Here is a 22426-nt window from a genome sequence, read left to right on the forward strand (position 1 = left end):
TATGTACTTCGTGACCACGCCCTTGGATATGCCCAGTGACGCGGCGATCCGATCGTGCGAGAAACCGCCGTCGAATTTAAGTCGTAAAACGTCCTTGATCATGCGCATGTTCATCCGGTGCGCGGGCATGCTCTCTCCGGCAAAAGCCGGCGAGCATAGCCTGCGTAGTTGATGTCATGCGCAACGCCAATCCTGCCTTCCGGTCCGCTCGGTCACGTTCCCGAAATGCCCGGTCACGTTGCCGAAATCGCCGGTCACCATCCCGAAACGGCCGGTCACGTTCGTCCGAAATACGCACTCAGAAATTGGACGGATCTTGGGTGAGCCCTGTGAAGCGATGCCACCCGGCAAAGCGTGCGGCGAGCTGTTTGCGATAGAGTGAGGCACGCAGTAAATGTCGCTTGAGCGCGAAGTGCTGCCGGATCAGGCCGAAGCTGGAGAGAAAAGCCTGCGTGCGCTTCGGGTCACGAAATCCGCGCATGCGCCGCTCACGTTCACGCGTAGGCTGATGACTATTCTCTGCCCGGTTGTTCACCCGGGCCGCAGCCTTGACGAACACATGCTTGACGTTCGCCAGTTCGGGGATGTCGGCCTTGGCTGCCGGGTAGCTGCGAAGCTGATCGGTGACAATCCTTCGTGGCGCGTCGGCACAGGCGGCCAGCACGCGGTTGAAGAAGCGCTGTGCTGCGGCCTTATCGCGACGTTTCTGCAGCAGGATGTCGAGTTCGGCGCCGTGCTGGTCGACTGCCCGCCAGAGCAGATAAGGCTCACCGCGCAACGTAACGAAGACTTCGTCAAGATGCCACGTGCGGCCAGGTTTGCGGCGAGCAGCCTTGACGCGATGTGCGAAGCCCGCGCCGAATTTGTCGCCCCAGCGGCGGATCGTCTCGTAACTGACAACGACACCGCGCTCGAACAGCAGTTCTTCAATATCACGCAGGCTAAGTTGGAACCGGAAATACCACCGAACCGCGAGACTAATGATTGCCGCCGGGAACCGGTGGCCGTGATAAAGCGATTTTCTTTTCTTCATCGTGACATCTTACGTGACTACCTCGCCAACGTGACAGTGCCGTTCGAATCTCTGGCGGAGGCGAAAGGCGAGATCGAGGCCTGGCGGCGGGACTACAATGACACCCGGCCTCACGTGGCGCTCAACGGCTTGACACCGGGCGAGTTCGCCGGGCAATACAGCCTTCGGCCGTAGTCTCATAAAAGACCGAAACCAACGCTCGGCACTTTCCAAGAAATCCAAGCGATTCAATGCGGTCAGGCGTAGCCATCTAACCGTCCAACTTCTGGGGGCCGTCCATTCATTTGGTGCGCACCAAAGTAGCCAAATTCAACGACGAAATCTACACGGTAACGAGGACAAAGATGGACCGCTTACGCTCAAGCGCGAGATTGTTCCTGAATTCGACGTCGGACGGATCGGCGCGAAAAGCCGTCTTAGCGTTGCAGTTGCGTCAACGGCATTGCCCGATTGAAGCGCTTTCAGCGCTAATTCGTTCGTCGACATGGGCAGTTTGGCGATAGCCTCTCGCGGGCTTCGGAAGCGCCTCGATCTCGCTCTTCAGGTCGGCGACTTGCACTGTGTTTGCGCTTGTGGCGATCATATGGGATGGCAACGCGTTCGCCGATATAGGAGCATTGACAGCTAAATCCATGCCGAACGATTTTCCGCTGGGCGCGCGCTGGCTAGAGGCAAGTGATCATCGCATACCTCGCCGAAGACTTAACACGCCGCTTTGGCCGCGAGATCGGCCGGGCCAATCTGCCTAGCATGCGCGACTTCCATCTCGCCTCGCCCGAGGGAGAGATTTTCCGGACAGTGTCTGGAAAATCGGCGGCTCACCGCGATCACGCGGTACCTCAATGCCGTCTAGTGAAGTCTCGTGCTGTCATTCAGTGATTTCACGGGCCATCTCAAATACCCAAAGATCCGGCTTGACGGAACGGTGGCTATCGCGCGTATCTCGCTGCGCCTCAGACAATACCTGGTTCGTCTGCTTGCAGCCGGCTCTTTTTCCCGCATGCAGGTTAGCGGCCGCTCGCGAATATATGGTGGCTGACGACACTTTGTCACGTTTCCGTCTCTTATCGCGCAGTACGAGGACGCAGGCGCAGACGTGTCGAACGCCCACCCGACTATGGGAATTCATTCGACACATCGGGAGTAGCAATGTTCTAGGTTGGCCCCACGGGGAAATCCAGTTTGGCTTAAACGGCCCCAGAAGGGGCGACAACCGTTTGAAGCGGATCTTCTATCAGTCGGCATTTGCATCCATACGCTGTCCAAAGAGCGCTGCCTTCAAACGTAAAGAAGCGAAGCGCCATCATCAGATCATCATCGCTCTTGCCAGGAGGCGTGTGAATGTGCTGTCGGAAATACTCCACAACAGGAATCCAATGCCCGAACGGCTGCCGCTTGCTTGACAAAAATATTAGGCCGTCTCTGCCTTTGGTCTGGCTAGAGTGAATCAATCCCGTGCCGGCACACCAAGGTTCGTTGACCCCATATCGCGTACGCCCACCACTAAAATCCAGAAATGCTCGCAAACAATATAATCTTTAGTATCAGTTTATTGCTGCCTTTCCTTTGGTACCTGCACCTAACCATGTGGCACCATCCGAACTCAGTTGGCGGCGAAGCGTTGCGGGTCTTTGGAGATCCAATCCGTGGCCTCGGTTGCCTGTTTCCCTCCGCCGTGCCGATGGCCGAACTGCCGTGGCATACCGACGCCTTCGCATGCGTCGCTCCGATAGGAGGAGAAGGCACTAGCGAAATTCGGCGGGTGCAGCTGCGGATGGGGTAGGGAAGATGACTTCTAAGTCGCAGTGCTTCGTCATGAATGCGATGCAGTCCTTCGGGGAATGGAACAGTTACTCCTCGAACTAAGAGATGGCTTCACCTTCTTCGCCCGCCAGAAGCGACTCCAGATCGATGATGATGGCCTTTATCTCGACTTGCTGTTCTGTAACCGGACGCTTAAACGCTTCGTGGCGGTTGCTTAAAGATTGATGCTTTCAACACAGAATAGAAAAGCCATAGGGAGCTCTATCTTCGCTGGTTGGTCAAACATGAGAAAGATCGCAATGAGCAACGACCTATTCGTGCTCTCTTTTACGTCCAAACGCCACCTCACACTAAGGTTGATAAATTGTAATTTCAGCGCGTTACGTGGGTATTTATCGAAGCAACACTCGAGTGCGACGGTCAGATTGCAAACAATGGTCGCTGCATCTGCCTTGCACATGAACGCTGCACAGTCGCTATTCATCGTCTCTATGAGGCTCTCGGCTATGCCGATATCATCAATCAGAAACTGCTTGTCCGGAAGACGATGTACACGCAGACACTGAGGTTCGGAAGTTCTTCCACTGATCGAAACCGACGCGTGTCTTTACCGCACATAATTACAACGACTACGTAAAGCGAGGTAGGCACGAGCGGATTCAGCGGCTTCACCGATCTTTCGGTTGTTCTTCGAGATGATTTGGTGTTTTTCTGGTTCCTGACCTCGTCAAACCGAGTTCCACCATAACCTTCCCACTGCGCTCGATCTCTAATGTCGACGTTCTTGTACATCGTTTGCGATCTTAGCCGCAGACCAGCGACGTCGATCAAACGGAAACATAAAGTAGTCGCGCACGGTGAGGGGCTCGGGTTGATTGCGAAGGCCCACTTCGGGCCATTCGTCCCGTTTCGGCCAGTATGCCGTGCTGAAGATCGTGTCCCAGATGGTCGTAAAGAACCCATAGTTCCGGTGCCGGTGATGCGGCTGAGTTGAGTGGTGAATTCGGTGGAACTGGCCGTCTCCGATGATATATCGCAGAGGCCCAAGGTTGATGCGCGTGCTGGAGTGTGAGAGGTGCGCCTGAAAGGTAATGAGGGCCATGGCAGCAGCCGGCACCACGCCAGACTCGAAGTGGACCAGCGCGAGCGGTAATGCTACAAACAAGGCGTAGATAACCGGCTCGGAAATGTGATGATTGCAATTCCACGCTGTCAGTTCGCGAATGGAGTGATGTGTAGCGTGCAAGCGCCACAGGAATGGCACGGCGTGCTGTGCTCGGTGCATCCAGTAGTAAAAGAAGTCACCGGCAATTGCGACCAAAACGCCTGAAAGGATGGAGAAAGCCGTCTTGATAACTGCGTTGCCAGAGTGAAACACTGTTGAAAGATCGACCGTCAGGAGCGGCTTGACGCCTAACCATTGCAAGCCCACAGCGTACAAGTGCCAGATTAGCGCACCGCATCCAATCCGAATCGTCCAGTTCCTTGCGCCGCGAAGGTACGATGCGAAGCTGTATCGATAAGCCGGAAAGAAAAGCTCGAGCGCGCTGCACACGGTCGCGAAGATCGAAACCAACTTAAACGAATTCAACAGAAAGTCGGTTATTTGATTGACATCGAGAACATGCATTGATTTTCTCCGTCGAACAGGCCAAATACGCTGCTTTTTTTCGGCACGCAAGATATAAACCCTGTGTCGTCTTCGTTAGGCGGTTACAGGGCGAAAGGCTATCGATTGCCAGCACGGTACGATAAATCAGGTCAATCATTCGGGAAGATAGTGCATCTCTATCCGACAACCCAGATAGGTGTCTCTCCCAAGCTAAATTAACCGTGACGACTCGCAGCGTTCGGTTGGTACAGTCTACTCGTTGACAACACGGGCTGGATGGTAAGGATTTTCTGAAAATATTGTCGTCAAAGGTGCAATAAGATTCATTCGCGCGATTTTGCCAGCGGCCAACTTGTCACGCCGCGCGTGCGAATTTTCGTTCTCGCCGATCTGAGTTATGCAACCGCATCCGTGGCCTGCTGAGCTTTGAAACCATCCCGAGAAAACTGCTCTTGGGAGACAAAACAAATTGAGGAATGGCGATGACTGCGGTCATCCAAGTATTCGAACAGTTCGCCCTTCGTGTCCTGATGCGTCCCCTCGGGCGGCGTGAATATTCGTTCGTCGAGCCGATGAAGAAGCTTTCCGTTGGGCGGGGCATTGACGTTAGGCGAGATTGTCCGGCCAAGAGAGGCGGGTACAGTCCGCTGCTGATAAAGCGCTCAGGCAACAATGAATTGGAAAGCATTCCTCGTAATAGAGTCTGAATGTAGCGTAGGCTCGACCACGAGCGCGATCGACGGCTGCTGCAGCGAGGGCGGGACTGGAGACCTCATTGCTTGACGACGCCGTAAGGGGATGGATCATTCAAAGCTCCCGCGAAGGCAACGCGACTAGCGACCTGACGATCAAAAAGCACTCTCAGTCTCCCGATACCTATCGTCGCAAACGAATTAGCAGATCCGCGGGAGTTGCTCGCCCGAAAGCCAGTCGACGATGCGCCGTCCGCCGAATTTCGTTTCGATCTGCACGAAGCTGTGGGCGTCGTCGACCACCTCACCGATGCAAACCGCCGCCGCGCCCAACGGATGTGCGCGCATCGCGGCGAGCAGTTGCGGCGCGTCGGCGCGTGCGCAGATTGCAACTAGCTTGCCTTCGTTGGCAACATAAAGCGGATCGAGGCCGAGCAGTTCACACGCCGCATCGACTTGCGGCAGCACGGGAATTGCGCGCTCCTGAATGTGCATCCCGACACCCGACTGGCTGGCGATCTCGTTGAGGGTCGTGGCCAGTCCGCCGCGAGTCGGGTCGCGCAGAACGCGCACACCGGGCGCGACGGCAACCATGTCCGCCACGAGCGTGTGTAGTGCGGCGCTGTCCGAGCGGATCTCCGTGTCGAAGCCCAGGCCCTCGCGTTGCGACATAATCGCCACGCCGTGCTCGCCGATAGTGCCCGAGAGCAGCACAACGTCGCCGGGCCGCGCCTGCGCGCCATCAATGTGAATGCCCGAGGGCACGACGCCGATCCCGGTCGTGGTGATGAACACGGCATCGCCCTTGCCGCGCTCGACGACCTTAGTGTCGCCCGTCACGATCGGAGCGCTGCAAGCGCGCGACGCAGCAGCCATTGACTCGACAATGCGGAGCAGATCCGCCATCGGGAGGCCCTCCTCCAGGATGAAGCTCGCGCTGAGAAACGAAGGCCGTGCGCCCGCCATCGCGATGTCGTTGACGGTGCCGTGCACGGCGAGGCTGCCGATGTCGCCGCCGGGAAAGAAAAGCGGCGAGACGACGTGCGCGTCGGTGGTCATCACGATGCGCTCGCCGGGCCCGGGCGCGAGATGCGCGAAGGTGGCCTGGTCGTTGCCTTGGCGCAGCCATTCGTTATCGAAGCTCGCGACGAACAGCTCGCGGGTCAATTGCGCCGATGCGCGGCCACCCGCGCCGTGGCCCATGTCGATGCGGCCGTCGCGAAAGTTTAGGGGCCGCACGTAGGCGGGCTTCACCGGGGATGTGTGGACTGGGCTCATGCTTGGACGACTCGAATGTCCTTAAAGCGACCATAGGAATAATGCGCGGCGCAAGAGCCTTCGCTGGACACCATGCAAGAGCCCATGGGATTCTCGGGCGTGCAGACCGTGCCGAACATTGTGCAGTCGCGCGGGTGTTTTTGACCTCGCAGGATCGCCCCGCACTCGCATTTGAGGTGATCGGCGACGGGCCGGTAGACCAGTTCATAGCGGACCTCGGCGTCGTAGCGCGCGTACTTCGGGCGAATGCGCAGACCGCTCAATGGGACCTCGCCCAGGCCGCGCCACTCGAACGACTCCCGCGTTTCGAACACCTCCTGCATGAGCGCCTGCGCGGCGGCGTTGCCCGCGCGTGTGACGGCGCGCGTGAACTCGTTCTCGACCTCCGCGCGACCATCGTTGACCTGACGCACCAGCATGAGGATCGCCTGCAGCACGTCGAGCGGCTCGAACCCGGCAATCACGACCGGCTTGCGATACCTCTGCGCAAAGGCCTCGTAAGACGCCGAGCCGATCACAACACTCACGTGCGCGGGACCGACGAAGCCGTCGAGCAGCACCGCGTTCGCGTCGGCGGACGGCTCGGCGAGCAGATGTGTCATCGCCGCGGGCGTGAGTACATGGCAGCACAGCACGCTAAAGTTCTCCGCGCCGCAGTCTGCCGCTTCACTCACGACGAGCGCGGTAGGCGGCGCAGTGGTCTCGAAGCCGATTGCAAAAAAGACGACCTCGCGTTCCGGATGCTCGCGCGCGATGCGCAGCGCGTCGTGCGGCGAATACACAAGGCGGATGTCCGCCCCGCGCGCCTTGGCCCGCTGGAGCGATAGACCGCACGAGGCAGGCACGCGTATCGTGTCGCCATACGTGCAGAGGATCACGTCGTGTTCGAGCGCGAGGCGAATCGCGAGATCGATGCGCCCGATCGGCAACACGCAAACTGGGCAGCCGGGACCGTGGATCATCAACACGTTACCGGGTAGAAGATCGGCCACGCCGAAGCGGGAAATGGCGTGCGTGTGACCGCCGCAAAACTCCATGAAGTGATAGCGGCGTTCGGTCAGCGTCTCTGCATGAATGCGCCCAGCAATGCGCGCGGCGAGTTCGTCGTCGCGGAATTCGTCGACGTACTTCATTGCGTCGTTCCGGACTGGACGATGGGTGCGTCGCCAAGCGACCGAGCGACCTCGCTGAACAGCGCGAGCGTGCGCTCGGCCTCTTCGGGGTCGATCATGCCAAGCGCGAAGCCGACATGCACGATCACGAAGTCCCCTAGGCGCACGTCGGGTACGAGCGCGAGTGAGACCGTCTTTCGAACGCCCCCGAGCTCGACGACGCCCATTTCGGCGTCGAACCGGTCGATGAGCTGTGCCGGCATGGCTAGACACATGGACTGACTCCTCTTGCGGTCGTAGGCATGGACAACATCTGCGGACCATATGCGGCAACCCACGCCTGGCCAAGCGCTAGTCCGGCGTCGCCGCAGGGCACCGTGTCGGGCATGAGGGTGCGCACGCCGTGCGAGGCGAGCGACTCCCCTATATGTGCAGTGAGCAGCCGGTTAGCAAAGCAGCCGCCTCCGAACAGAACGGCGCGCCCCTGCGCGGCAAGCGCAGCCCATTGGGCGAGCGCCTTGGCCAGCGCAACATGAAACACGGCCGCGCCGCACGCGGCTTCGCCGGCGTCCGCGAGCATGAGCAACTTGACAAGGAGCGGACGAAGGTCGAGCTCGCCGTTGTCTGCGATGCGCCACAGGCCCGCCACATCGGGGGCCTCGTGCGCGACGAGGTAGCCGCTCGCGAGCCTTTCGAGCGCGATGGCCGCCTCGGATTCGGCGCGCTGGCGCAGGCACAGGCCGAGCAGTCCCGCCGCCGCATCGAACCAGCGACCCGCACCGGTGGTAGGCGGGCAATTGAGGCCGCGCGCGAGCATGACGCCGACCGTGCGCGCCGCGGTCGCGCCCACGGCGGCCGAGAGCCGCGGCCCGATTTCGCCGCTGCGCCCGAGCGCGTGCAGGGCGGCGGCGGCCATTCGCCAAGGCTCGCGCGCCGCGACGTCGCCGCCGGGTAGCGCGAGTGGCGTGAGACTGCCGAGGCGCCGCCAGCAGGCGGGCGCCACCTCCAGCAGCTCACCGCCCCATGCGGCACCGTCCGTGCCGAAGCCTACGCCGTCGAGCACGAGGCCGATCACGGGCTCGCGCAGCCCATGCTCGGCCGCAACCGCGCCAATATGCGCGTGATGATGCTGGACGCCGACGGTCGGCACGCCGAGCCGCTCACCCAATTCGAGCGCGACGCGCGTGCTGTAGAAGTCGGGATGCAGATCGTGCGCGATCATGCGCACGGGCTGCCCCGCGCGCTCGGCGCTCTCAACAAGCGCCGCCACCGATGTGTCGAGCGCCACACAGTGCTCCGGATCATCGAGATCGCCGTGCAGCATCGACCAGTGAACGTCGCCGCCGATGCACAGGCACGCAGCGTTCTTCAGCCATGCGCCGGTGGCGAGCACCGTCTGTTCGCCGAGGGTATGGGGCAGGTTCTGCACACGCGCCGTCATGCCTCGCCTCCGGCGCGATGCTTTCGCGCACGCTGCGCCGCAAGGCTGCTCTCCAGCACGCCAATGCGCTCGGCAATCGAGTCGCGCGCACTCGTGATCCAGTCGAGCCACGCATCGAGGCCTTCGCCGGTCGTGGCCGAGAGCGAGATCACTTGGAGGGACGGATTCACGCGGCGCGCATACGCGATGCACTGCTCGACGTCGAACTGTACATAAGGCAGCAAGTCGATCTTGTTGACGATCATGAGGCGCGCGGCGGCGAACATGTCGGGATACTTGAGCGGCTTATCTTCGCCCTCCGTTACCGAGATGATCACGACCTTCGCCTCCTCGCCGAGGTCCCACAGCGCGGGGCAGACGAGATTGCCTACGTTCTCGATGAAGAGCACGCTGCACGGGGCGCCGGGCGTGAGTGGTACGTGTTCACGCTCGTGCTTTTGGTCATGGTAAAGGCGATGATCGTGCAACGGAAGCCGTCCGAAGGCCGCGGCGACCATCGCGGCGTTGAGATGGCAGCCCTTTCCCGTGTTTACCTGGATCGCGGGCGCACCGGCCGCGCGGATGCGCTCGGCGTCGTTTGCCGTCTGCTGGTCGCCCTCAATCACACCGATGGGCAAGCTGGGTATGCGCTCGCGCAGCGCGGCGATCGACGCACACAGCAGGGTCGTTTTCCCCGAGCCCGGGCTCGACACAAGATTGAGCGCACGCACGCCATGCTGCGCGAAGTGTCGCCGGTTGACGGCGGCATGGCGATCGTTTTCGCCTAGCACGTCGTGCTCGAGCTTGATGGTGCGGCCCTGGTCTAGGCCGGGCACGGTGAGGCCCGCGGGCCCGAGACCGTAGTGTAGGTCTTTGCCCGGTGGCGTCCGGTGGGAGTGGGAATGAGTGTCCGACTGGCCCTGCGCATGCGCACACTCGTCCCCCTGAGCGGTGTTTTGCTGATCGCCGGTGGTGGTGCACCCGCATACTATGCACATGTTGCTTCTCCTTGAGCGAATCCGATGATTGTCAGGCATCGTCGACGATCAGATCGACGATGCGCAACTCCGTGCCGCCGTTCGGCTGGAGCCAGTAGCCGCCGCAGTGCGCGCAGGGCGCGCCCCGCGTGGCCAGCGCCACAGTCGCGTTGCAGTTCATGCACCACGCGCTTCCCGAAGGTTCGTCGATCTCGACGCGTGCGCTGCAAAGGCAGGTGCCGGGCGCGATCGCTTCGAGGGCGAAGCGCAGCGTCTCGACATCGACGCCAGCAAGGCGCCCGACTTCAAGCCTAAGCACCTTCACGCGGACAAAGCTCTCACGCTCGGCGGCCGCTTCAACCAACGCAAGCACGCCGCCGGCCAGACTTACTTCATGCATACCTTGGCTTCCATTCAGCTCAGTATTCGGGGCCTTGTCTCCATCCTTGTCCTCATGCGCCGTCCGTGTCGACCACATAGGCGACACACGGATCGAACGCGCCCATCCACGCGCCTACGCGCGCGGCGAACGTTCCATCGCCGCACGCCGGGTCCAGCCGCGACAAGGCTCGCGCGAGCGTTCCTTGGCCGTGGAAATTCCACTCGGTCGGCGCGACCACGCGATAGTCCTCGATGCGCGCCGCATCGTCTGGCGCGAGGCGTACCCAATGGAGCAGCACGCCGCGCGCCATCTCGCACCAGCCGAGCGCCTCGCCGGGCGCGGACGCCCGCGCGCCAAAGCGAAGCGCACTTGGCCCGCCGTCGCCCGTTGTCAGCCGCGCCACCTCAGCGACGCGCGCGCCAATCCGCAGCCAAGGCGTGTCGTATTCCAGTGCACGCGGATCGTCGCTACGTGTCCACACGCCGGTCTCTGCGGGCAGGCCGCGTTGTACGGGCGCGTGCGCGAAGACCGGACTCTCGGCAATCGCCACGGCCAGTTCGCTTAACCGCGTTTCGTCGATGATGAGCGGCCGCGGCGTAGCGCGCATCGTATCGGCGTGCGTGCGGCAGGCTGCCAGCAACCGGGCCGGGAAAGTCGCGGCTCGGGCACACCACGCCGCTAAGCAGCCACGCGGATCGTCCGTCCAGTGCGCGAGCCACTTTTTTGCAGGCATGCCCAGAACATGCCGCTCCAGCCAGTCGGAGGAGTCAATCGACTCGACGTCGGGCAGCGTACGCGGCGCGGCGGCGGCCAGCCGTACCGGCCAGTCGGTCCACATGCAGCGAAGATGCACGGCGAGCGTCTCACGCATGAGCATTGCGGCATGAGCGGCGTTGGTCACATCGTCGCGTTTGTGCTCCACTGCAGCGCCCGCTGCGCCGACGGCAAGTTCTGCGCAGAGCCTATGCGCGAGTCCGCACAACGAGAACAGCGCCGACAGCCGCGCCGGAGCGGTTGCTACCGGTTGCCCGCGCAGCAGCGCGGCGGCCAGTGGTGGGCGCCCGCCCGCAATGCTGTCGTTCCGGCCGGGGCGCACCCGGTATTGTGCGGCCAATGCTGCCAGCATCGCCGCGGTCATGGAGCGCTCCCGAACGCGGCCGGCCGCAGCAGGAGCGCATGACGCGACACCCGCGGGACACCGCCCGATGTGGCGCTCTTCTGTCTGGGGAATTCGAGCATCGGCAAAAAGAGCGAGCAGCTCGCATAGGCTCCGACGTCTTGCGCGTGCGCGCCGAGCCATTTGAAATCGACGTCGCCAACGCGCAAGTGCGCTTTGCCGGCCGGCCGCGGACATTCCACCCAGTCCTGCACCGCGCCGGGTAACGAGAGGGGCCTGATGGACCATGGCGTGATCGGCATCCCGAACCAAACGCATCGGGCCCCGGTCTCGCCGGGCACCGGCTCAAAGCCGGTCCCCTCGATACGCAAGGCGAGTTTCACGACCGGTATGTCAGGCATCGCACTGGTTGCGGCCGTTTCGAAGTGCGCTACAAGCGTAGCCATCCTTGGATCGCCGTGTATGACCTTTCGCTGGATTGCACGCACGGTCAATCCGCGTCCCACAAGAACCATGACCTGATCCGGCGCGCGGCCATAAACGCGGCAGCGCCAGTGCGCCTGAAGCGCCGCGAACATCGCGTGCGGAGGAATCTGCAAGACCGGATCGCCTTGTTCGGGATGGTGGATCCACCAGCAGAACTTGCATTCGAGGCACGTGTGCGTCGCGATTGGGCTGCTGGCGCCGAGATGGCAGCCCTCGAATTGCTTCGTTCGCTCGTCCATCGTCACGCCTCACCCATCCAATCGATCAACTGGGTCAAGCGCTCGCGCGAATCCGCGAGGTCTTCCGGCGCGGCGCGCACGACCTCTGGCAGATCGATGATCTCGATCGTGTTCAGGATCAGCATGTCCTGCGAGTTGAAATATGCAACACGCCAGCAGTTCGCGATCGCCGTGCTGCCCACTCGGCAATTTCCGTAGCCGCGCGACAAGATCTGCACCGCACCTTCGCCCAGCACGGCGTCGATCAGTTGCTGATCCCCCGGCGACAATGGCAGGAGCGTTAAGTTGACAATGTGGGGCGCATGCCCGGCGCGCCAGCGCGCGGCGGAATCGCGTACTTCGCTCAGGATCGACGGCGCGTTCATCACGTCGAGCGGCAGCATGTCCGGCAACGGCATCATCGGCGGCGCCGGGTCTTTGGGCGCAAGCATCGCGGGGGCCGCGCCGATCTCGAGCCGGTCGACCGGGCGCGCGCCGTTCCGCTCGACTACGCGCCACAGGCCGGTAAACACAGTCTCCTGGATCAGCCCGCCGCTCCGCTGCGCGCCGTCGACGCGCGCGCTGACCTCGCCCTCGCCCAGCACGTCGTTGAGAACGCGCAGCGTTGCTCGATCGTACGGCGTCAGATCGATGGCTTCGGACGGCGTACCAGGTTCGTATGCCGCCAGTACGCCTAATACGCTGCGAAGCACGCCGCGCGCGCCGCCGAGTGCCCGCGCATCGCAGCGCTCACGCAGCGTCGGCGCCAGATAGATGCGCATGCCTTGCGGCATCGGCAGATAGTCGAGCACCGCATCGCTCTCGGCTTGGTTGCCCGGGCGGAAAGGCGCGACGGGAATGGCAAATGGACTCATGGACACGATCAACGACCCCAAAGATTGATCGACAATTCGTGACAGCCGGGCGAAGCGCCGACGGTGCGGCCGGGAATGCCGACCCATGGCGTCCGCGTAGTCGGCTGCCCGAGCGCATGTGCGACGTTTGCCACGTAGTCATTCCAGTCCGTCATACTGGAGATCCTCGTGACATAAGCGCCGGCGTGCAGCCACAGCAACGTGGACCACGGCCACCGCCACGACCACCGCCACACGCGGCGCGCGACCTCGGGCAGCACCACGGCCACGTCGAGGAAGTCGGGAAAGCGCGTCCCGTCGGCCGTGAGCAGCGCTACGCATTCGCCGCCGTCCGCAATCCAATCGTCTACCTTTCGTTCGTCCACGGACACGGCGTGTCTGCCATCAGTTAGCCGCTGCGCCACGGACGTCGCGTCAAGCGCGGTACCGTTCGTATTTGTCATGGCGATTCCTCGGAGGACCCGTGACGGCCATGCGCCGGTTGCGCGCTGGAGGTCAACCGGGTCAAATCGTCCACGCCGAGCGCAGACGGCAATTCAAAATTCGGGCTCGCTCGGGCCATGGCGGCATCTCCCTCCAGCGCCAGTTCCACGAGCGAGAGCGTCGCGTCGATTTCTGCCGCGCGTGTCCCGTCGAGCTTCTCGCGCGCCGTGTCGAGAAAAACCAGCAGCCATTCACCGGCGCTGCATGGACCAACTAGCGAAGTGTCGATCCGGCGGTGGCCGCCGCGTCCGTGGCACAGCGCCCGCAAGCCCTGCACCTCGACCACCCGCATCGGCACGCCTATACACACGACGGCGGCTCCTCGCGGCGCATGCGCAGCAGCACGCGCACGTCGCCGGTGCGGCACGCATCGGCCTCGCTGGGCCGCTCGCCTTCGTAGCGCGAAAGCGCGAGATGCGGCAGCGTGACCGCATCGTCGGCATTTAACGGGGTGTGGCGCGGCGTGGGCTCTCCGCCCCATGCGGCAAGGCGCTCGAGGCCAAGTTCGAGCGCGCGCTCGAGCGATGCTTTAATGGCGGGTCGCAGGCTGCCACCGAAATCGGCCACTTCGTCGGGCTGGCAGCCGATCAGCAGCACGCGGCGTGGATACCGGCCTGTCAGGCGCGCGAGCATCAGTACCTCCTGGAAGCCGGTCTGGTGCAGGCTCATCTTGCGCACGCCGAGGAACGCCGGTACGTCGTCATCCTCAACGATCTTCAGCGTGCCCGGCGCGAGACCGTAATCGACCGCGTCGAAAATGAGCAGACTGTCGGCCGCCTGGACGTACTGGACCAGACACAGCCCTTGCGTGCCGCCGTCTATGAGGCTCACGTGCGGGGCGAACTCGAAGTGCTGCTCAAGCGCCTCGATACAGCGCACGCCAAAACCCTCGTCGGCCCACAGCAAGTTGCCGATGCCGAGTACGACGATGGCAGGCACGCCGGTTTGTGGGCAAGTCAGCATTGCAACCTCACTTCCTGAAGGTACGGTAGCCCGATATCATCGTGCCGACCATGTTCTGGCGGGCCATGATGTCTTCGCGGATCGCCATATAGACATGCACGATAAGGAACATCATGATCGCCCACATGCCGAGGCGATGCCACGTGTGCACGGTCTGCGACTGGCCGATAAACGTGGATACCTGGCCAAACGCAATCTGCTGCCAAGAGCCGGCCTGCGCGCCTTCGCCATACAGTGCGAAACCGGTCACGATCATGAAGAGTGAGATCAGCAAGAACACGAAAAACATCGCAAATCGCGATAACGGATTGTGCCCGCTGAACTGGCGCGGCGTGGGCCCGAGGAACGAGTAGTAACGCAGCATGGTGAGCATGTCCATCCAGTACTCGCGCGAGAATACCGGGACCCAGAACATTTCGCGCGCATGGCGATTGCCGACAATCGCCCAATACGCGCGGCCCGCAAGCCCGATTGCGAACAGGTAGGCCGCGGTGAAATGCACAAAGCGGATATAGCCCATCAGAAAATTCGTGCTCGCCTCGCCGGGCTGTGTGAGAAGCGGGGCGCCGATAAGATAGCCGGTCAACGCCAGCACGACGATCGACACTGCGTTGATCCAGTGCCAGACGCGTACCGGCGCTTCGTACACGTAAATTGCCTCGGTGGACGAAACAAAGTCAGCCGCCTTTTCGCGTCGAGAATACGATTGCATTGTCATCATCCTTTCCTGCCGCGCGGCGCCGACGAGCGCAGGCGCTGTGGCGGCCTGGTGGGGTTATCGCACAGTCACGGCGGTCGTTTCCGCACCGTCCGCGTTCATCACGTGCGTCGAGCAAGCCATGCAAGGGTCGAACGAGTGCAGCGAGCGCAGGATCTCGACGGGCTGCTCGACGTTCGCCACGGGCATGTCCATGAGGCTCGCTTCGAACGCGCCGATCTGCCCTTTCGCGTCGCGCGGGCTGCCGTTCCAAGTGCTCGGAACGACGCACTGGTAGTTCTCAATGCGACCGTCCCTGATCCTGATCCAGTGGCCAAGCGCGCCGCGCGGCGCGGCGACCGCGCCCACGCCCTTCGCCTCGGCTGGCCACGTCGAAGGGTCCCACTTGTCGAGGTTCGCGGTCGAGGTGTCGCCGTTGCGGATGTTTTGTAAGAGGCTTTGCCAGTCGTCCGCCATCATCTCGGAGCAATACTCCGCTTCAAGCGCGCGGGCGAGTGTGCGGCCGATGGTGGTCGGCAGCAGTTGCTTCACGCCAAGCGAGCTTTCCGGCAAGCCGAGCAGCTTTGGCATGCCTTGGTTCACGGCAAGGAGGGAGGCCTCGATCTGTTCCTTCATACGGCCGCAATGCGGATTGCTCTGCTCCGCGTGTGCGTAGCCGAGGATGTAGCGCGCGAGCGGTCCGACTTCCATCGCGTGCCCCCGCCAGCGCGGCGACTTGATCCACGAGTACTTCGCGCTCTCGTCGATCGACTCGATTGCGGTGCGCGTGCCCTTCGTGTTGGGTCCGAGCTCGTAGTGCGGTTCGGTAATGCCGTCCCAAGGATGCAGCCCGCGGTAGTTGTCAGGGTATTGATACCAGGAGTGGGCGACAAATTCCTGCACTTGCTCGGGGTCGCGCGGATCAACCGGCAGGAGCCTGTTCCAGTCGCCGTTGATGATGGCTCCGCCCGGCATCTGGTTGGTGGATGGGTTGTAGTTGACGAGCGGATACGCGCCGTAGTCCATCACGTTGGTCGCGGCCAGGCCGCCGCCATGCAACCAGCCGCGTGCTTTGTAGATCGTGCCGATTGCAAGCAGATCGGGCACATAGACGTTGCGGCAGAAGGTGATCGCATCGTCGATGAGCGACTTGACGAAGTTTAGGCGCTCGATGTTGATGGGTGCGCCGGCCGCTAGGTCGCTGCCGATATTGATCGCGCAAGGCACGCCCCCCACAAGGTAGTTCGGGTGCGGATTCTTGCCGCCGAAGATCGCGTGGATCTTGCCCCACTCCTTTTGCATGTCGAGCGCCTCGAGGTAGTGCGTCACGGCCATCAGATTCGCTTCCGGCGGCAGCACGTACGCGGAGTTGCCCCAGTAGCCGTTTATGAACGGACCGAGCTGGCCGCTTTCGATGAACTTGCGTAGACGCGTCTGCACATTGCGGAAATAACCCTGTGACGACATCGGATGCGCGGGCGAGATGCGCTGTTGCAACTCGGACGTTAACTTGGGGTCGGCCTTGAGCGCCGACAACACGTCGACCCAGTCGAGCGCGTGCAGGTGATAGAAGTGCACCACGTGGTCGTGCACTTGCAATGTCTTCGACATGATCTCGCGGATCAGGTGCGCGTTGGGCGGAATGCGGATGTCGAGCGCGTCCTCGACGGCGCGCACGGAGGCGAGCGCGTGACATCCCGTGCATACGCCGCAGATACGCTCGACGAACGCCCATGCGTCGCGCGGGTCGCGCCCCTTGAGAATGACTTCAAGGCCACGCCACATAGTGCCGCTGGAAACGGCGTTGCGGATCACGTTCTTCGAATCAACATTGACCTCGACGCGCATATGGCCTTCGATGCGTGTGACCGGATCGACGACGATCCGGCGTCCGTTCCTACCGAGCTGAAATCCTGGGTTCGAAATGGCTGTCATGGTTGCTTTTCTTTTGCGGCTTCCTGTGCTTGTCGGCTGCACCCCGACGCGGGTGTAGCTATTGGCCGTCGCGGTCGTCCATAGAGCCCTGCTTCGACCTGGCGTGCTGAATTGCCGAAGCGGCTGCATGCGCAGCAGTGGCGGCGCCCACCACGACGGCCGCGGTAGCGCCGATCTTGTCGGCGTTCGCTTCGACTCCGAACTGATCGATCCGGGTGAGCCGATCGTAGAAGGAGCCCTTGTCCCAGAATCCTTCCTCAGAGCAGCCGATGCAGCCGTGGCCCGCCTGAATGGGGAAGCTCGTACCGCCGTTCCAACGCACGGTCGAGCAGGCGTTGTAGGTCGTCGGGCCCTTGCAGCCGACCTTGTAGAGGCAGTAGCCGCGCCGTGCCGCTTCGTCGTCCCACGACTCGACGAACTGGCCCGCGTCGAAATGCGGACGGCGGTAGCACTTGTCGTGAATGCGCTGGCTGTAAAACATCTTCGGACGGCCTTGGCGATCCAACTCCGGTATCCGGTCGAACGTGAGCATGTAGGTGACGACGCCCGTCATCACCTCGGCGATCGGAGGGCAGCCTGGCACCTTGATGATCGCCTTGTCGGTGATCACCTTGTGGATTGGCACCGCCTGCGTCGGGTTCGGCTTTGCCGTCTGCACGCAGCCCCACGACGCGCACGACCCCCACGAGATCACAGCCTTCGCGTCCTTCGACACACGGCGCAACTGATCGACGAATGGCTTGCCGCCGATAATGCAGCTCATGCCGTCTTGACTCAGCGGCGGATTGCCTTCGACGGCGAGGATGTAGTTGCCACGGTACTTCGTCATCACGTTTTCGAGGATCGCCTCGGCCTGGTGTCCCGCGGCAGCCATCAAGAGGTCGTCGTAGTCGAGCGAGATCATTGAAAGCACGACGTCCTTCGCCAGCGGGTGCGCCGAGCGGATGAACGACTCAGAGCAGCAGGTGCATTCGAGTCCGTGTAGCCAGAGCACCGGCGTGCGCAGTTTGGTCTCCATTGCGTGGACAATCTTCGGCATGAACGCAGGCCCGAGGCCGAGCGACGTTGTCGTCAGCGAGCAGAATTTGAGGAAGCTACGGCGCGAGATCCCTTGGCGTCGCATGACTTCATAAAACGTTTCGATCACTATGTGGTCCCTTGATGGCGTTCGGCCCTGCGAAGCTGACATGCGACCGCGTCTTCGGGCGTCTCACTGTCGGTGAAGCGTTTTGAAAATAACAAGATTCGTGCCGACCTTGCGTCGCGGATCCCTAACGAAAAAAATGTTCCGCGGCGCTTGCCATAATTGAGGCGGAAGCGGGAAGGACTACGTGCTGCGCCGACAAACCTTCTCGTAATGGAGACGGGCCGTTGGTTTGACAGAGGTCAGCCAGTACGGGTTCTTCAGAGAACGAAGCAAAATATCTGGGAGGAGGTTCACGAATCAACCTATGCGCCACCTTTTCGCACGGCGTGAAACTAGAAAAATTGCCGAGAAAGCTCGACAAATTCTTCGAGTGCCTGTCTTGTTTGTCCAATTCTCGACGACATATGTCGGCGTTGTCACGTTAAGGCTAGGCTGAAAGAGTCGCCGAATTTGCGACGTGTCGGCCTTGCGGAGGTGTTCCAGGTCGTGACGCCGACCATACCCCCCATACTCCTCGGATTTTGGGCCGCCTTTCGTCCATTACGGACGCACTTGTGCCATCAATCGCGTGCCCGACAGGTAGAGATTGGCGGGCGCCAAAGCTATGAAGCCTGGTTCGCACTCTGCGCCAACCGTGGTAGGCACCTTCGTGAAACCCACAGTCGATTGGCCACCGCGAAGACATGCTCCACGCGTGCGCGGATCCTCGACTTGTGGCAGTTCTCGCCGCGCTGCACCGTATTGACTTCACACGCGCGGTGGGTGTGCCGCTTTGCTGTGGATTAGCCTTCTGGCTGGCGTAGGCGCTGTCAGCGTAGATCGTCCGCTCCTCGCCGTGCAGCAATTGCGGCAGTGGAAGCTTTTCATGCACGTTGGCCGGTACTACGCCGTGCGCCAGGCCACTCTGGCTATCCTCGTCGATGTATAGCTTGGCGCCGTAGTACCATTGCTAGTCTTGCGCGTCTGGTGCATTTGGGGGAGCGCGAATTCTGTTCATTCTTCGTCGAATTTTGGCGCACCGATGATGGCGGCATCCATGACCGTGATGCTCTTGAGTTCAATGCCGCTCGCCACTCGGCCGACTTCGGCAATCAATTTCTCACCCAGCTTGAGGGTTTCAAGAAGACGACGGCGGCCGCTAAGAAAGAAACGCCGCGGATTGGCATTGATCTTGCGTTCTCAAGGGGCGCCCGGTGGAGTGCGCATCGTGCCGGGAAGACGCATCGCCCATTCCAAAAGGAGGCATCACGATGGCGTTACTGGAACGAGCCGCATGGTATGACATTGCACGTGCCACCAACTGGACCTCAAGATATGTGACGGAGTCGGAGCTCTTTCCCGATCTCATGTCTGGTGCGCAAGGCATTCCCATGGCGAGTTGGGAAACCTACGACGAGCCCTACAAGACGTCGTATCCCGAGTATGTGCGCATCCAGCGTGAGAAGGATGCTGGTGCATATTCGGTCAAGGAGGCACTTGAGCGTAGCCGCATGTTCGAGGACGCCGATCCGGGGTGGCTCTCCATTCTGAAGGCGCACTACGGTGCAATTGCGCTCGGCGAATATGCGGCGATGAGCGCCGAGGCCCGAATGGTACGTTTCGGCCGTGCGCCCGGCATGCGCAATATGGCCACCTTCGGCATGCTCGACGAGAATCGTCACGGTCAGTTGCAGCTTTACTTCCCTCACGACTACTGTCCCAAGGATCGTCAGTTCGATTGGGCCCACAAGGCGTATCACACAAACGCGTGGGGTGCGATTGCCGCGCGCAGCGCGTTCGATGACCTGTTCATGTCGCGCAGTGCGATCGAAATCGCGGTCATGCTGACCTTCGCGTTCGAAACGGGTTTTACCAACATGCAGTTTCTTGGCCTCGCGGCCAATGCCGCCGAAGCGGGCGACTTCACTTTTGCAAGCCTGATTTCCAGCATTCAGACAGATGAGTCGCGCCATGCGCAAATCGGGGGGCCCGCGTTGCAGATCCTGATCGCCAATGGCCGTAAAGAGCAAGCTCAAAAGCTCGTTGATGTCGCCATCGCACGCGCGTGGCGTCTGTTCTGCCTGCTCACGGGCTCCTCGATGGATTACGCCACGCCACTCATGCATCGCAAGCAGTCGTTTAAGGAATTCATGCGGGAGTGGATCGTAGGTCAGTTCGAACGCACTCTGATCGACCTCGGACTCGATCTGCCATGGTACTGGGAACAGATAGTTAGCGAGTTCGACTACCAGCACCATGCGTATCAATTGGCTATCTGGTTCTGGCGGCCTACCGTGTGGTGGAATCCTGCTGCCGGCATAACACCCGAGTGCCGCGACTGGCTTGAAGAAAAATATCCCGGCTGGAACGACACGTTCGGCAAAGTCTGGGATGTCATAATCGATAACCTGCTGGCCGGCAAGCCTGAGCTCACCGTTTCCGAGACGCTGCCGATCGTCTGCAACATGAGCCAACTGCCCATCTGCGCGATTCCTGGCAATGGTTGGAATGTAAAGGACCATCCGCTCGACTACAACGGCCGCACGTATCACTTCAACTCGGAAATCGATCGCTGGGTGTTCCAGCAGGATCCCGTTCGCTACCGCAATCACCTCGCTCTCGTTGATCGCTTACTGGCTGGGCAGATCCAGCCACCCGACCTGGAGGGTGCGTTGAAGTACATGGAACTCGCCCCGGGCGAATGTGGCGATGACGCGCACCATTACGCGTGGGTCAAGGCGTACTGCGACAAGTTTTACGAAGAAAAGGCTGCATGAAGCGGCGATTCAATGGAGGGCGATATGGCTCTTGTTCCTTTGATTTCCAATTTTCAGTATGACTTTGTATTGCAGCTCGTAACCGTGGATACCGACAATTCCATGGACGAGATCGCCGCCGCAGCATCTCATCATTCGGTGGGCCGGCGAGTAGCGCCTCAACCCGACAAGGTGATCCGCGTGCGCCGCCAAGGTAGCAAGCAGTTCTATCCGCGCAACGCGAAACTCGCCGAGACCGACATCAAGCCGATGGAAACGCTGGAATTCATCTTTTGCGATGATTGAGGGCGACATGAGGTTTCGGAGAGTTTGTACTCTCGATGACCTGTGGGAAGCGGAGATGGCCGAGGTGGAAGTGGATGGCCACGTGATAGTGTTGGTACGTCCCGAAGGCGGCGAGCCGCGCGGCTTTCAGGGCATTTGTCCGCACCACGACATTAGGCTCGTTGAAGGAAAATTCGATGGGCGCGTGCTGACGTGCCGGGCTCATCAGTGGACCTTCGACGCAAAAACGGGCAAAGGAATCAATCCGGATGACTGCGGTCTCGCCGAATATCTCGTGAAGCTCCAAGGCGACGATGTTCTGATTGCCGTAGAAGGCGTTCATGCGCTCTTTGCCCATTCCTGAGTCCGGAGGGGAACACAACATGATCGTTGACAAGACCGCCGAAGCTTACCGTAACAACCGCGTGGGTCCGGTGCTTCGCGCGAGCAGCATCACGGCCGGCGTCATCGAAGCCGCGCACGAGGACAACCCCGGCAAGGCGATCCGCGTGGACGACAAGCTCGCATATGTGCGCATCGACGCGGACGGCGAACTGATCCTATGCCGCGCGACGTTGGAGGAAGCGCTGGGTCGGCCGTTCAGGATGTCCGAACTCGAAGTCAATCTCAGTTCGTTCGCGGGCCGTATCGAGACGACCGACGAGTATGTGCGTTTCTACTACGAAAAGACGCTTTAACAAAGGTCTGCCGAATTCTTGGCATTGACGCCCGTTCAGCTATCTTGGAAGCATCGCGAATTAGTTGGGTAAAAGTGTAATGTCGCAGTTCCTTGGATCTTTCAACCAAGGGGAAGTCCGAATCTCTCGAGGCGATGCGGCGTGTTGTACCTTGGTCGGAGCTGATTTGCGCTGATCGAGCCGCATTTATCCGCTAGGCAAAAACGGACGACCGCTCTTCCCGATCGCGACGATGCCGAAAATTCGGTTTATGCAGCACGAGTTCGCTCTGTCGGACCCTGCAATGGAAGAGGTGCTGTATCGCGAGTTCCAGGGTCTTGACGGCGGCGTGGTGCACCGGAGCAGAGCGATCGTCTGGACGCTATTCACGATCAGATCGACTGGCTCAAGGCAGAGATCCGTGCCAAGGTTGAGTCCCTTTCCCATCATCAGGCGACAGTTCGGCGATGCGGGGGCCCGCTATATGGGTTTGGTGAAAAATGCTGTCCTGATCACGACGCGGTCTGCTCTGGGCAAT

At 61.2% G+C, this 22426-nt stretch carries 23 protein-coding genes and 2 pseudogenes; 7 read left to right on the top strand and 18 right to left on the bottom strand.

Annotated elements, in window-relative coordinates:
- Positions 1–298 precede the first annotated feature (298 nt).
- Entirely contained in the window at positions 299–1033 is a 735-nt protein-coding gene (locus tag GCT19_RS35185; RefSeq protein ID WP_084598373.1) for an IS6 family transposase, read from the bottom strand.
- On the opposite strand from GCT19_RS35185, the gene GCT19_RS44485 reads away from it, so the two are divergent.
- Together GCT19_RS44485 and GCT19_RS43775 are read left to right on the top strand one after the other, a co-directional pair.
- A complete protein-coding gene (locus GCT19_RS44485) occupies positions 1007–1207 on the top strand; it encodes a transposase (RefSeq protein ID WP_265102391.1) in 201 nt (66 codons plus the stop codon). The genes GCT19_RS35185 and GCT19_RS44485 overlap by 27 nt on opposite strands.
- Positions 1208–2874: 1667 nt before the next feature.
- The gene (locus GCT19_RS43775; RefSeq protein ID WP_018435789.1) at positions 2875–3015 is read left to right on the top strand and encodes a PDDEXK nuclease domain-containing protein; all 141 of its coding nucleotides are present in this window, start codon (positions 2875–2877) and stop codon (positions 3013–3015) included.
- A gap of 551 nt (positions 3016–3566) precedes the next feature.
- On the opposite strand, the gene GCT19_RS35200 is transcribed toward GCT19_RS43775, so the two are convergent.
- The 17 genes and pseudogenes from GCT19_RS35200 to GCT19_RS45115 all read right to left on the bottom strand — a co-directional run.
- A complete protein-coding gene (locus GCT19_RS35200; protein WP_018435791.1) occupies positions 3567–4427 on the bottom strand; it encodes a sterol desaturase family protein in 861 nt (286 codons plus the stop codon).
- A gap of 875 nt (positions 4428–5302) precedes the next feature.
- Positions 5303–6379: a hydrogenase expression/formation protein HypE gene (gene hypE, locus GCT19_RS35205; RefSeq protein ID WP_035491315.1), complete on the bottom strand. Its 1077-nt coding sequence runs from the start codon at positions 6377–6379 to the stop codon at positions 5303–5305.
- A complete protein-coding gene (gene hypD, locus GCT19_RS35210) occupies positions 6376–7512 on the bottom strand; it encodes a hydrogenase formation protein HypD (RefSeq protein WP_018435794.1) in 1137 nt (378 codons plus the stop codon). The genes hypE and hypD overlap by 4 nt, the downstream gene beginning before the upstream one ends.
- A complete protein-coding gene (locus tag GCT19_RS35215) occupies positions 7509–7766 on the bottom strand; it encodes a HypC/HybG/HupF family hydrogenase formation chaperone (RefSeq protein WP_026228757.1) in 258 nt (85 codons plus the stop codon). The genes hypD and GCT19_RS35215 overlap by 4 nt, the downstream gene beginning before the upstream one ends.
- Positions 7757–8932: a Kae1-like domain-containing protein gene (locus tag GCT19_RS35220; RefSeq protein WP_018435796.1), complete on the bottom strand. Its 1176-nt coding sequence runs from the start codon at positions 8930–8932 to the stop codon at positions 7757–7759. The genes GCT19_RS35215 and GCT19_RS35220 overlap by 10 nt, the downstream gene beginning before the upstream one ends.
- Positions 8929–9909, bottom strand: a complete 981-nt coding sequence (hypB, locus tag GCT19_RS35225; RefSeq protein ID WP_084598374.1) for a hydrogenase nickel incorporation protein HypB — start codon at positions 9907–9909, stop codon at positions 8929–8931. Before hypB ends, GCT19_RS35220 begins: the two co-directional genes overlap by 4 nt.
- A 31-nt stretch (positions 9910–9940) precedes the next feature.
- Positions 9941–10288, bottom strand: a complete 348-nt coding sequence (locus tag GCT19_RS35230) for a hydrogenase maturation nickel metallochaperone HypA/HybF (protein WP_018435798.1) — start codon at positions 10286–10288, stop codon at positions 9941–9943.
- 52 nt (positions 10289–10340) lie between these two features.
- Positions 10341–11408: a nickel-dependent hydrogenase large subunit gene (locus tag GCT19_RS35235; RefSeq protein ID WP_018435799.1), complete on the bottom strand. Its 1068-nt coding sequence runs from the start codon at positions 11406–11408 to the stop codon at positions 10341–10343.
- Complete coding sequence (gene hybE / locus GCT19_RS35240; RefSeq protein ID WP_018435800.1) at positions 11405–12112, bottom strand: [NiFe]-hydrogenase assembly chaperone HybE; 708 nt, start codon at positions 12110–12112, stop codon at positions 11405–11407. Before hybE ends, GCT19_RS35235 begins: the two co-directional genes overlap by 4 nt.
- 2 nt (positions 12113–12114) lie before the next feature.
- A complete protein-coding gene (locus tag GCT19_RS35245; RefSeq protein ID WP_026228759.1) occupies positions 12115–12966 on the bottom strand; it encodes a hydrogenase expression/formation protein in 852 nt (283 codons plus the stop codon).
- A gap of 8 nt (positions 12967–12974) precedes the next feature.
- Complete coding sequence (locus tag GCT19_RS35250) at positions 12975–13409, bottom strand: thioredoxin domain-containing protein (protein WP_018435802.1); 435 nt, start codon at positions 13407–13409, stop codon at positions 12975–12977.
- Positions 13406–13741, bottom strand: a complete 336-nt coding sequence (locus GCT19_RS35255) for a HypC/HybG/HupF family hydrogenase formation chaperone (protein WP_018435803.1) — start codon at positions 13739–13741, stop codon at positions 13406–13408. The genes GCT19_RS35250 and GCT19_RS35255 overlap by 4 nt, the downstream gene beginning before the upstream one ends.
- An 8-nt stretch (positions 13742–13749) precedes the next feature.
- Positions 13750–14412: a HyaD/HybD family hydrogenase maturation endopeptidase gene (locus GCT19_RS35260; protein ID WP_018435804.1), complete on the bottom strand. Its 663-nt coding sequence runs from the start codon at positions 14410–14412 to the stop codon at positions 13750–13752.
- A gap of 7 nt (positions 14413–14419) precedes the next feature.
- Entirely contained in the window at positions 14420–15130 is a 711-nt protein-coding gene (gene cybH, locus GCT19_RS35265) for a Ni/Fe-hydrogenase, b-type cytochrome subunit (RefSeq protein WP_152854485.1), read from the bottom strand.
- Between the two features lie 57 nt (positions 15131–15187).
- Positions 15188–17044, bottom strand: coding sequence for a nickel-dependent hydrogenase large subunit (locus GCT19_RS35270; RefSeq protein WP_018435806.1), 1857 nt, complete (start codon positions 17042–17044; stop codon positions 15188–15190).
- A 58-nt stretch (positions 17045–17102) separates the two neighbouring features.
- A complete protein-coding gene (locus tag GCT19_RS35275; protein ID WP_026228761.1) occupies positions 17103–18188 on the bottom strand; it encodes a hydrogenase small subunit in 1086 nt (361 codons plus the stop codon).
- A 543-nt stretch (positions 18189–18731) separates the two neighbouring features.
- Positions 18732–19322: pseudogene (locus GCT19_RS45115) on the bottom strand (transposase); the annotation flags it as partial.
- 119 nt (positions 19323–19441) lie between these two features.
- Between GCT19_RS45115 and GCT19_RS35280 the strand changes: the two are divergent.
- From GCT19_RS35280 to GCT19_RS43785, 5 genes and pseudogenes are all read left to right on the top strand, one after another.
- Entirely contained in the window at positions 19442–20947 is a 1506-nt protein-coding gene (locus GCT19_RS35280; protein WP_026228762.1) for a ferritin family protein, read from the top strand.
- 24 nt (positions 20948–20971) lie between these two features.
- Complete coding sequence (locus GCT19_RS35285) at positions 20972–21232, top strand: toluene-4-monooxygenase system B family protein (protein ID WP_018435811.1); 261 nt, start codon at positions 20972–20974, stop codon at positions 21230–21232.
- 7 nt (positions 21233–21239) lie between these two features.
- Positions 21240–21575, top strand: coding sequence for a Rieske 2Fe-2S domain-containing protein (locus GCT19_RS35290; RefSeq protein WP_026228763.1), 336 nt, complete (start codon positions 21240–21242; stop codon positions 21573–21575).
- Between the two features lie 19 nt (positions 21576–21594).
- Positions 21595–21909, top strand: a complete 315-nt coding sequence (locus GCT19_RS35295) for an MmoB/DmpM family protein (RefSeq protein WP_018435813.1) — start codon at positions 21595–21597, stop codon at positions 21907–21909.
- Positions 21910–22001: 92 nt separating this feature from the next.
- Positions 22002–22243, top strand: a pseudogene (locus GCT19_RS43785) (IS5/IS1182 family transposase); the annotation flags it as partial.
- Positions 22244–22426: the final 183 nt, after the last annotated feature.

It is taken from the genome of Paraburkholderia atlantica (assembly GCF_009362785.1).
In the GTDB taxonomy this organism is placed as follows: Bacteria; Pseudomonadota; Gammaproteobacteria; order Burkholderiales; family Burkholderiaceae; genus Paraburkholderia; species Paraburkholderia atlantica.

Bases quoted from the DNA above. Each gene is read 5' to 3' on its own strand.
- GCT19_RS35220 (WP_018435796.1), bottom strand. From the start codon at position 8,932: ATGACGGCGCGTGTGCAGAACCTGCCCCATACCCTCGGCGAACAGACG.
- GCT19_RS35200 (WP_018435791.1), bottom strand. From the start codon at position 4,427: ATGCATGTTCTCGATGTCAATCAAATAACCGACTTTCTGTTGAATTCG.
- GCT19_RS35230 (WP_018435798.1), bottom strand. From the start codon at position 10,288: ATGCATGAAGTAAGTCTGGCCGGCGGCGTGCTTGCGTTGGTTGAAGCG.
- GCT19_RS35185 (WP_084598373.1), bottom strand. From the start codon at position 1,033: ATGAAGAAAAGAAAATCGCTTTATCACGGCCACCGGTTCCCGGCGGCA.
- cybH (WP_152854485.1), bottom strand. From the start codon at position 15,130: ATGACAATGCAATCGTATTCTCGACGCGAAAAGGCGGCTGACTTTGTT.
- GCT19_RS35295 (WP_018435813.1), top strand. From the start codon at position 21,595: ATGATCGTTGACAAGACCGCCGAAGCTTACCGTAACAACCGCGTGGGT.
- GCT19_RS35260 (WP_018435804.1), bottom strand. From the start codon at position 14,412: ATGCTGACTTGCCCACAAACCGGCGTGCCTGCCATCGTCGTACTCGGC.
- GCT19_RS43775 (WP_018435789.1), top strand. From the start codon at position 2,875: ATGGAACAGTTACTCCTCGAACTAAGAGATGGCTTCACCTTCTTCGCC.
- GCT19_RS35245 (WP_026228759.1), bottom strand. From the start codon at position 12,966: ATGAGTCCATTTGCCATTCCCGTCGCGCCTTTCCGCCCGGGCAACCAA.
- GCT19_RS35290 (WP_026228763.1), top strand. From the start codon at position 21,240: ATGAGGTTTCGGAGAGTTTGTACTCTCGATGACCTGTGGGAAGCGGAG.
- GCT19_RS35255 (WP_018435803.1), bottom strand. From the start codon at position 13,741: ATGCGGGTGGTCGAGGTGCAGGGCTTGCGGGCGCTGTGCCACGGACGC.
- hypD (WP_018435794.1), bottom strand. From the start codon at position 7,512: ATGAAGTACGTCGACGAATTCCGCGACGACGAACTCGCCGCGCGCATT.
- GCT19_RS35285 (WP_018435811.1), top strand. From the start codon at position 20,972: ATGGCTCTTGTTCCTTTGATTTCCAATTTTCAGTATGACTTTGTATTG.
- GCT19_RS35215 (WP_026228757.1), bottom strand. From the start codon at position 7,766: ATGTGTCTAGCCATGCCGGCACAGCTCATCGACCGGTTCGACGCCGAA.
- GCT19_RS35270 (WP_018435806.1), bottom strand. From the start codon at position 17,044: ATGACAGCCATTTCGAACCCAGGATTTCAGCTCGGTAGGAACGGACGC.
- GCT19_RS35250 (WP_018435802.1), bottom strand. From the start codon at position 13,409: ATGACAAATACGAACGGTACCGCGCTTGACGCGACGTCCGTGGCGCAG.
- hypE (WP_035491315.1), bottom strand. From the start codon at position 6,379: ATGAGCCCAGTCCACACATCCCCGGTGAAGCCCGCCTACGTGCGGCCC.
- hybE (WP_018435800.1), bottom strand. From the start codon at position 12,112: ATGGACGAGCGAACGAAGCAATTCGAGGGCTGCCATCTCGGCGCCAGC.
- hypB (WP_084598374.1), bottom strand. From the start codon at position 9,909: ATGTGCATAGTATGCGGGTGCACCACCACCGGCGATCAGCAAAACACC.
- GCT19_RS35280 (WP_026228762.1), top strand. From the start codon at position 19,442: ATGGCGTTACTGGAACGAGCCGCATGGTATGACATTGCACGTGCCACC.
- GCT19_RS35235 (WP_018435799.1), bottom strand. From the start codon at position 11,408: ATGACCGCGGCGATGCTGGCAGCATTGGCCGCACAATACCGGGTGCGC.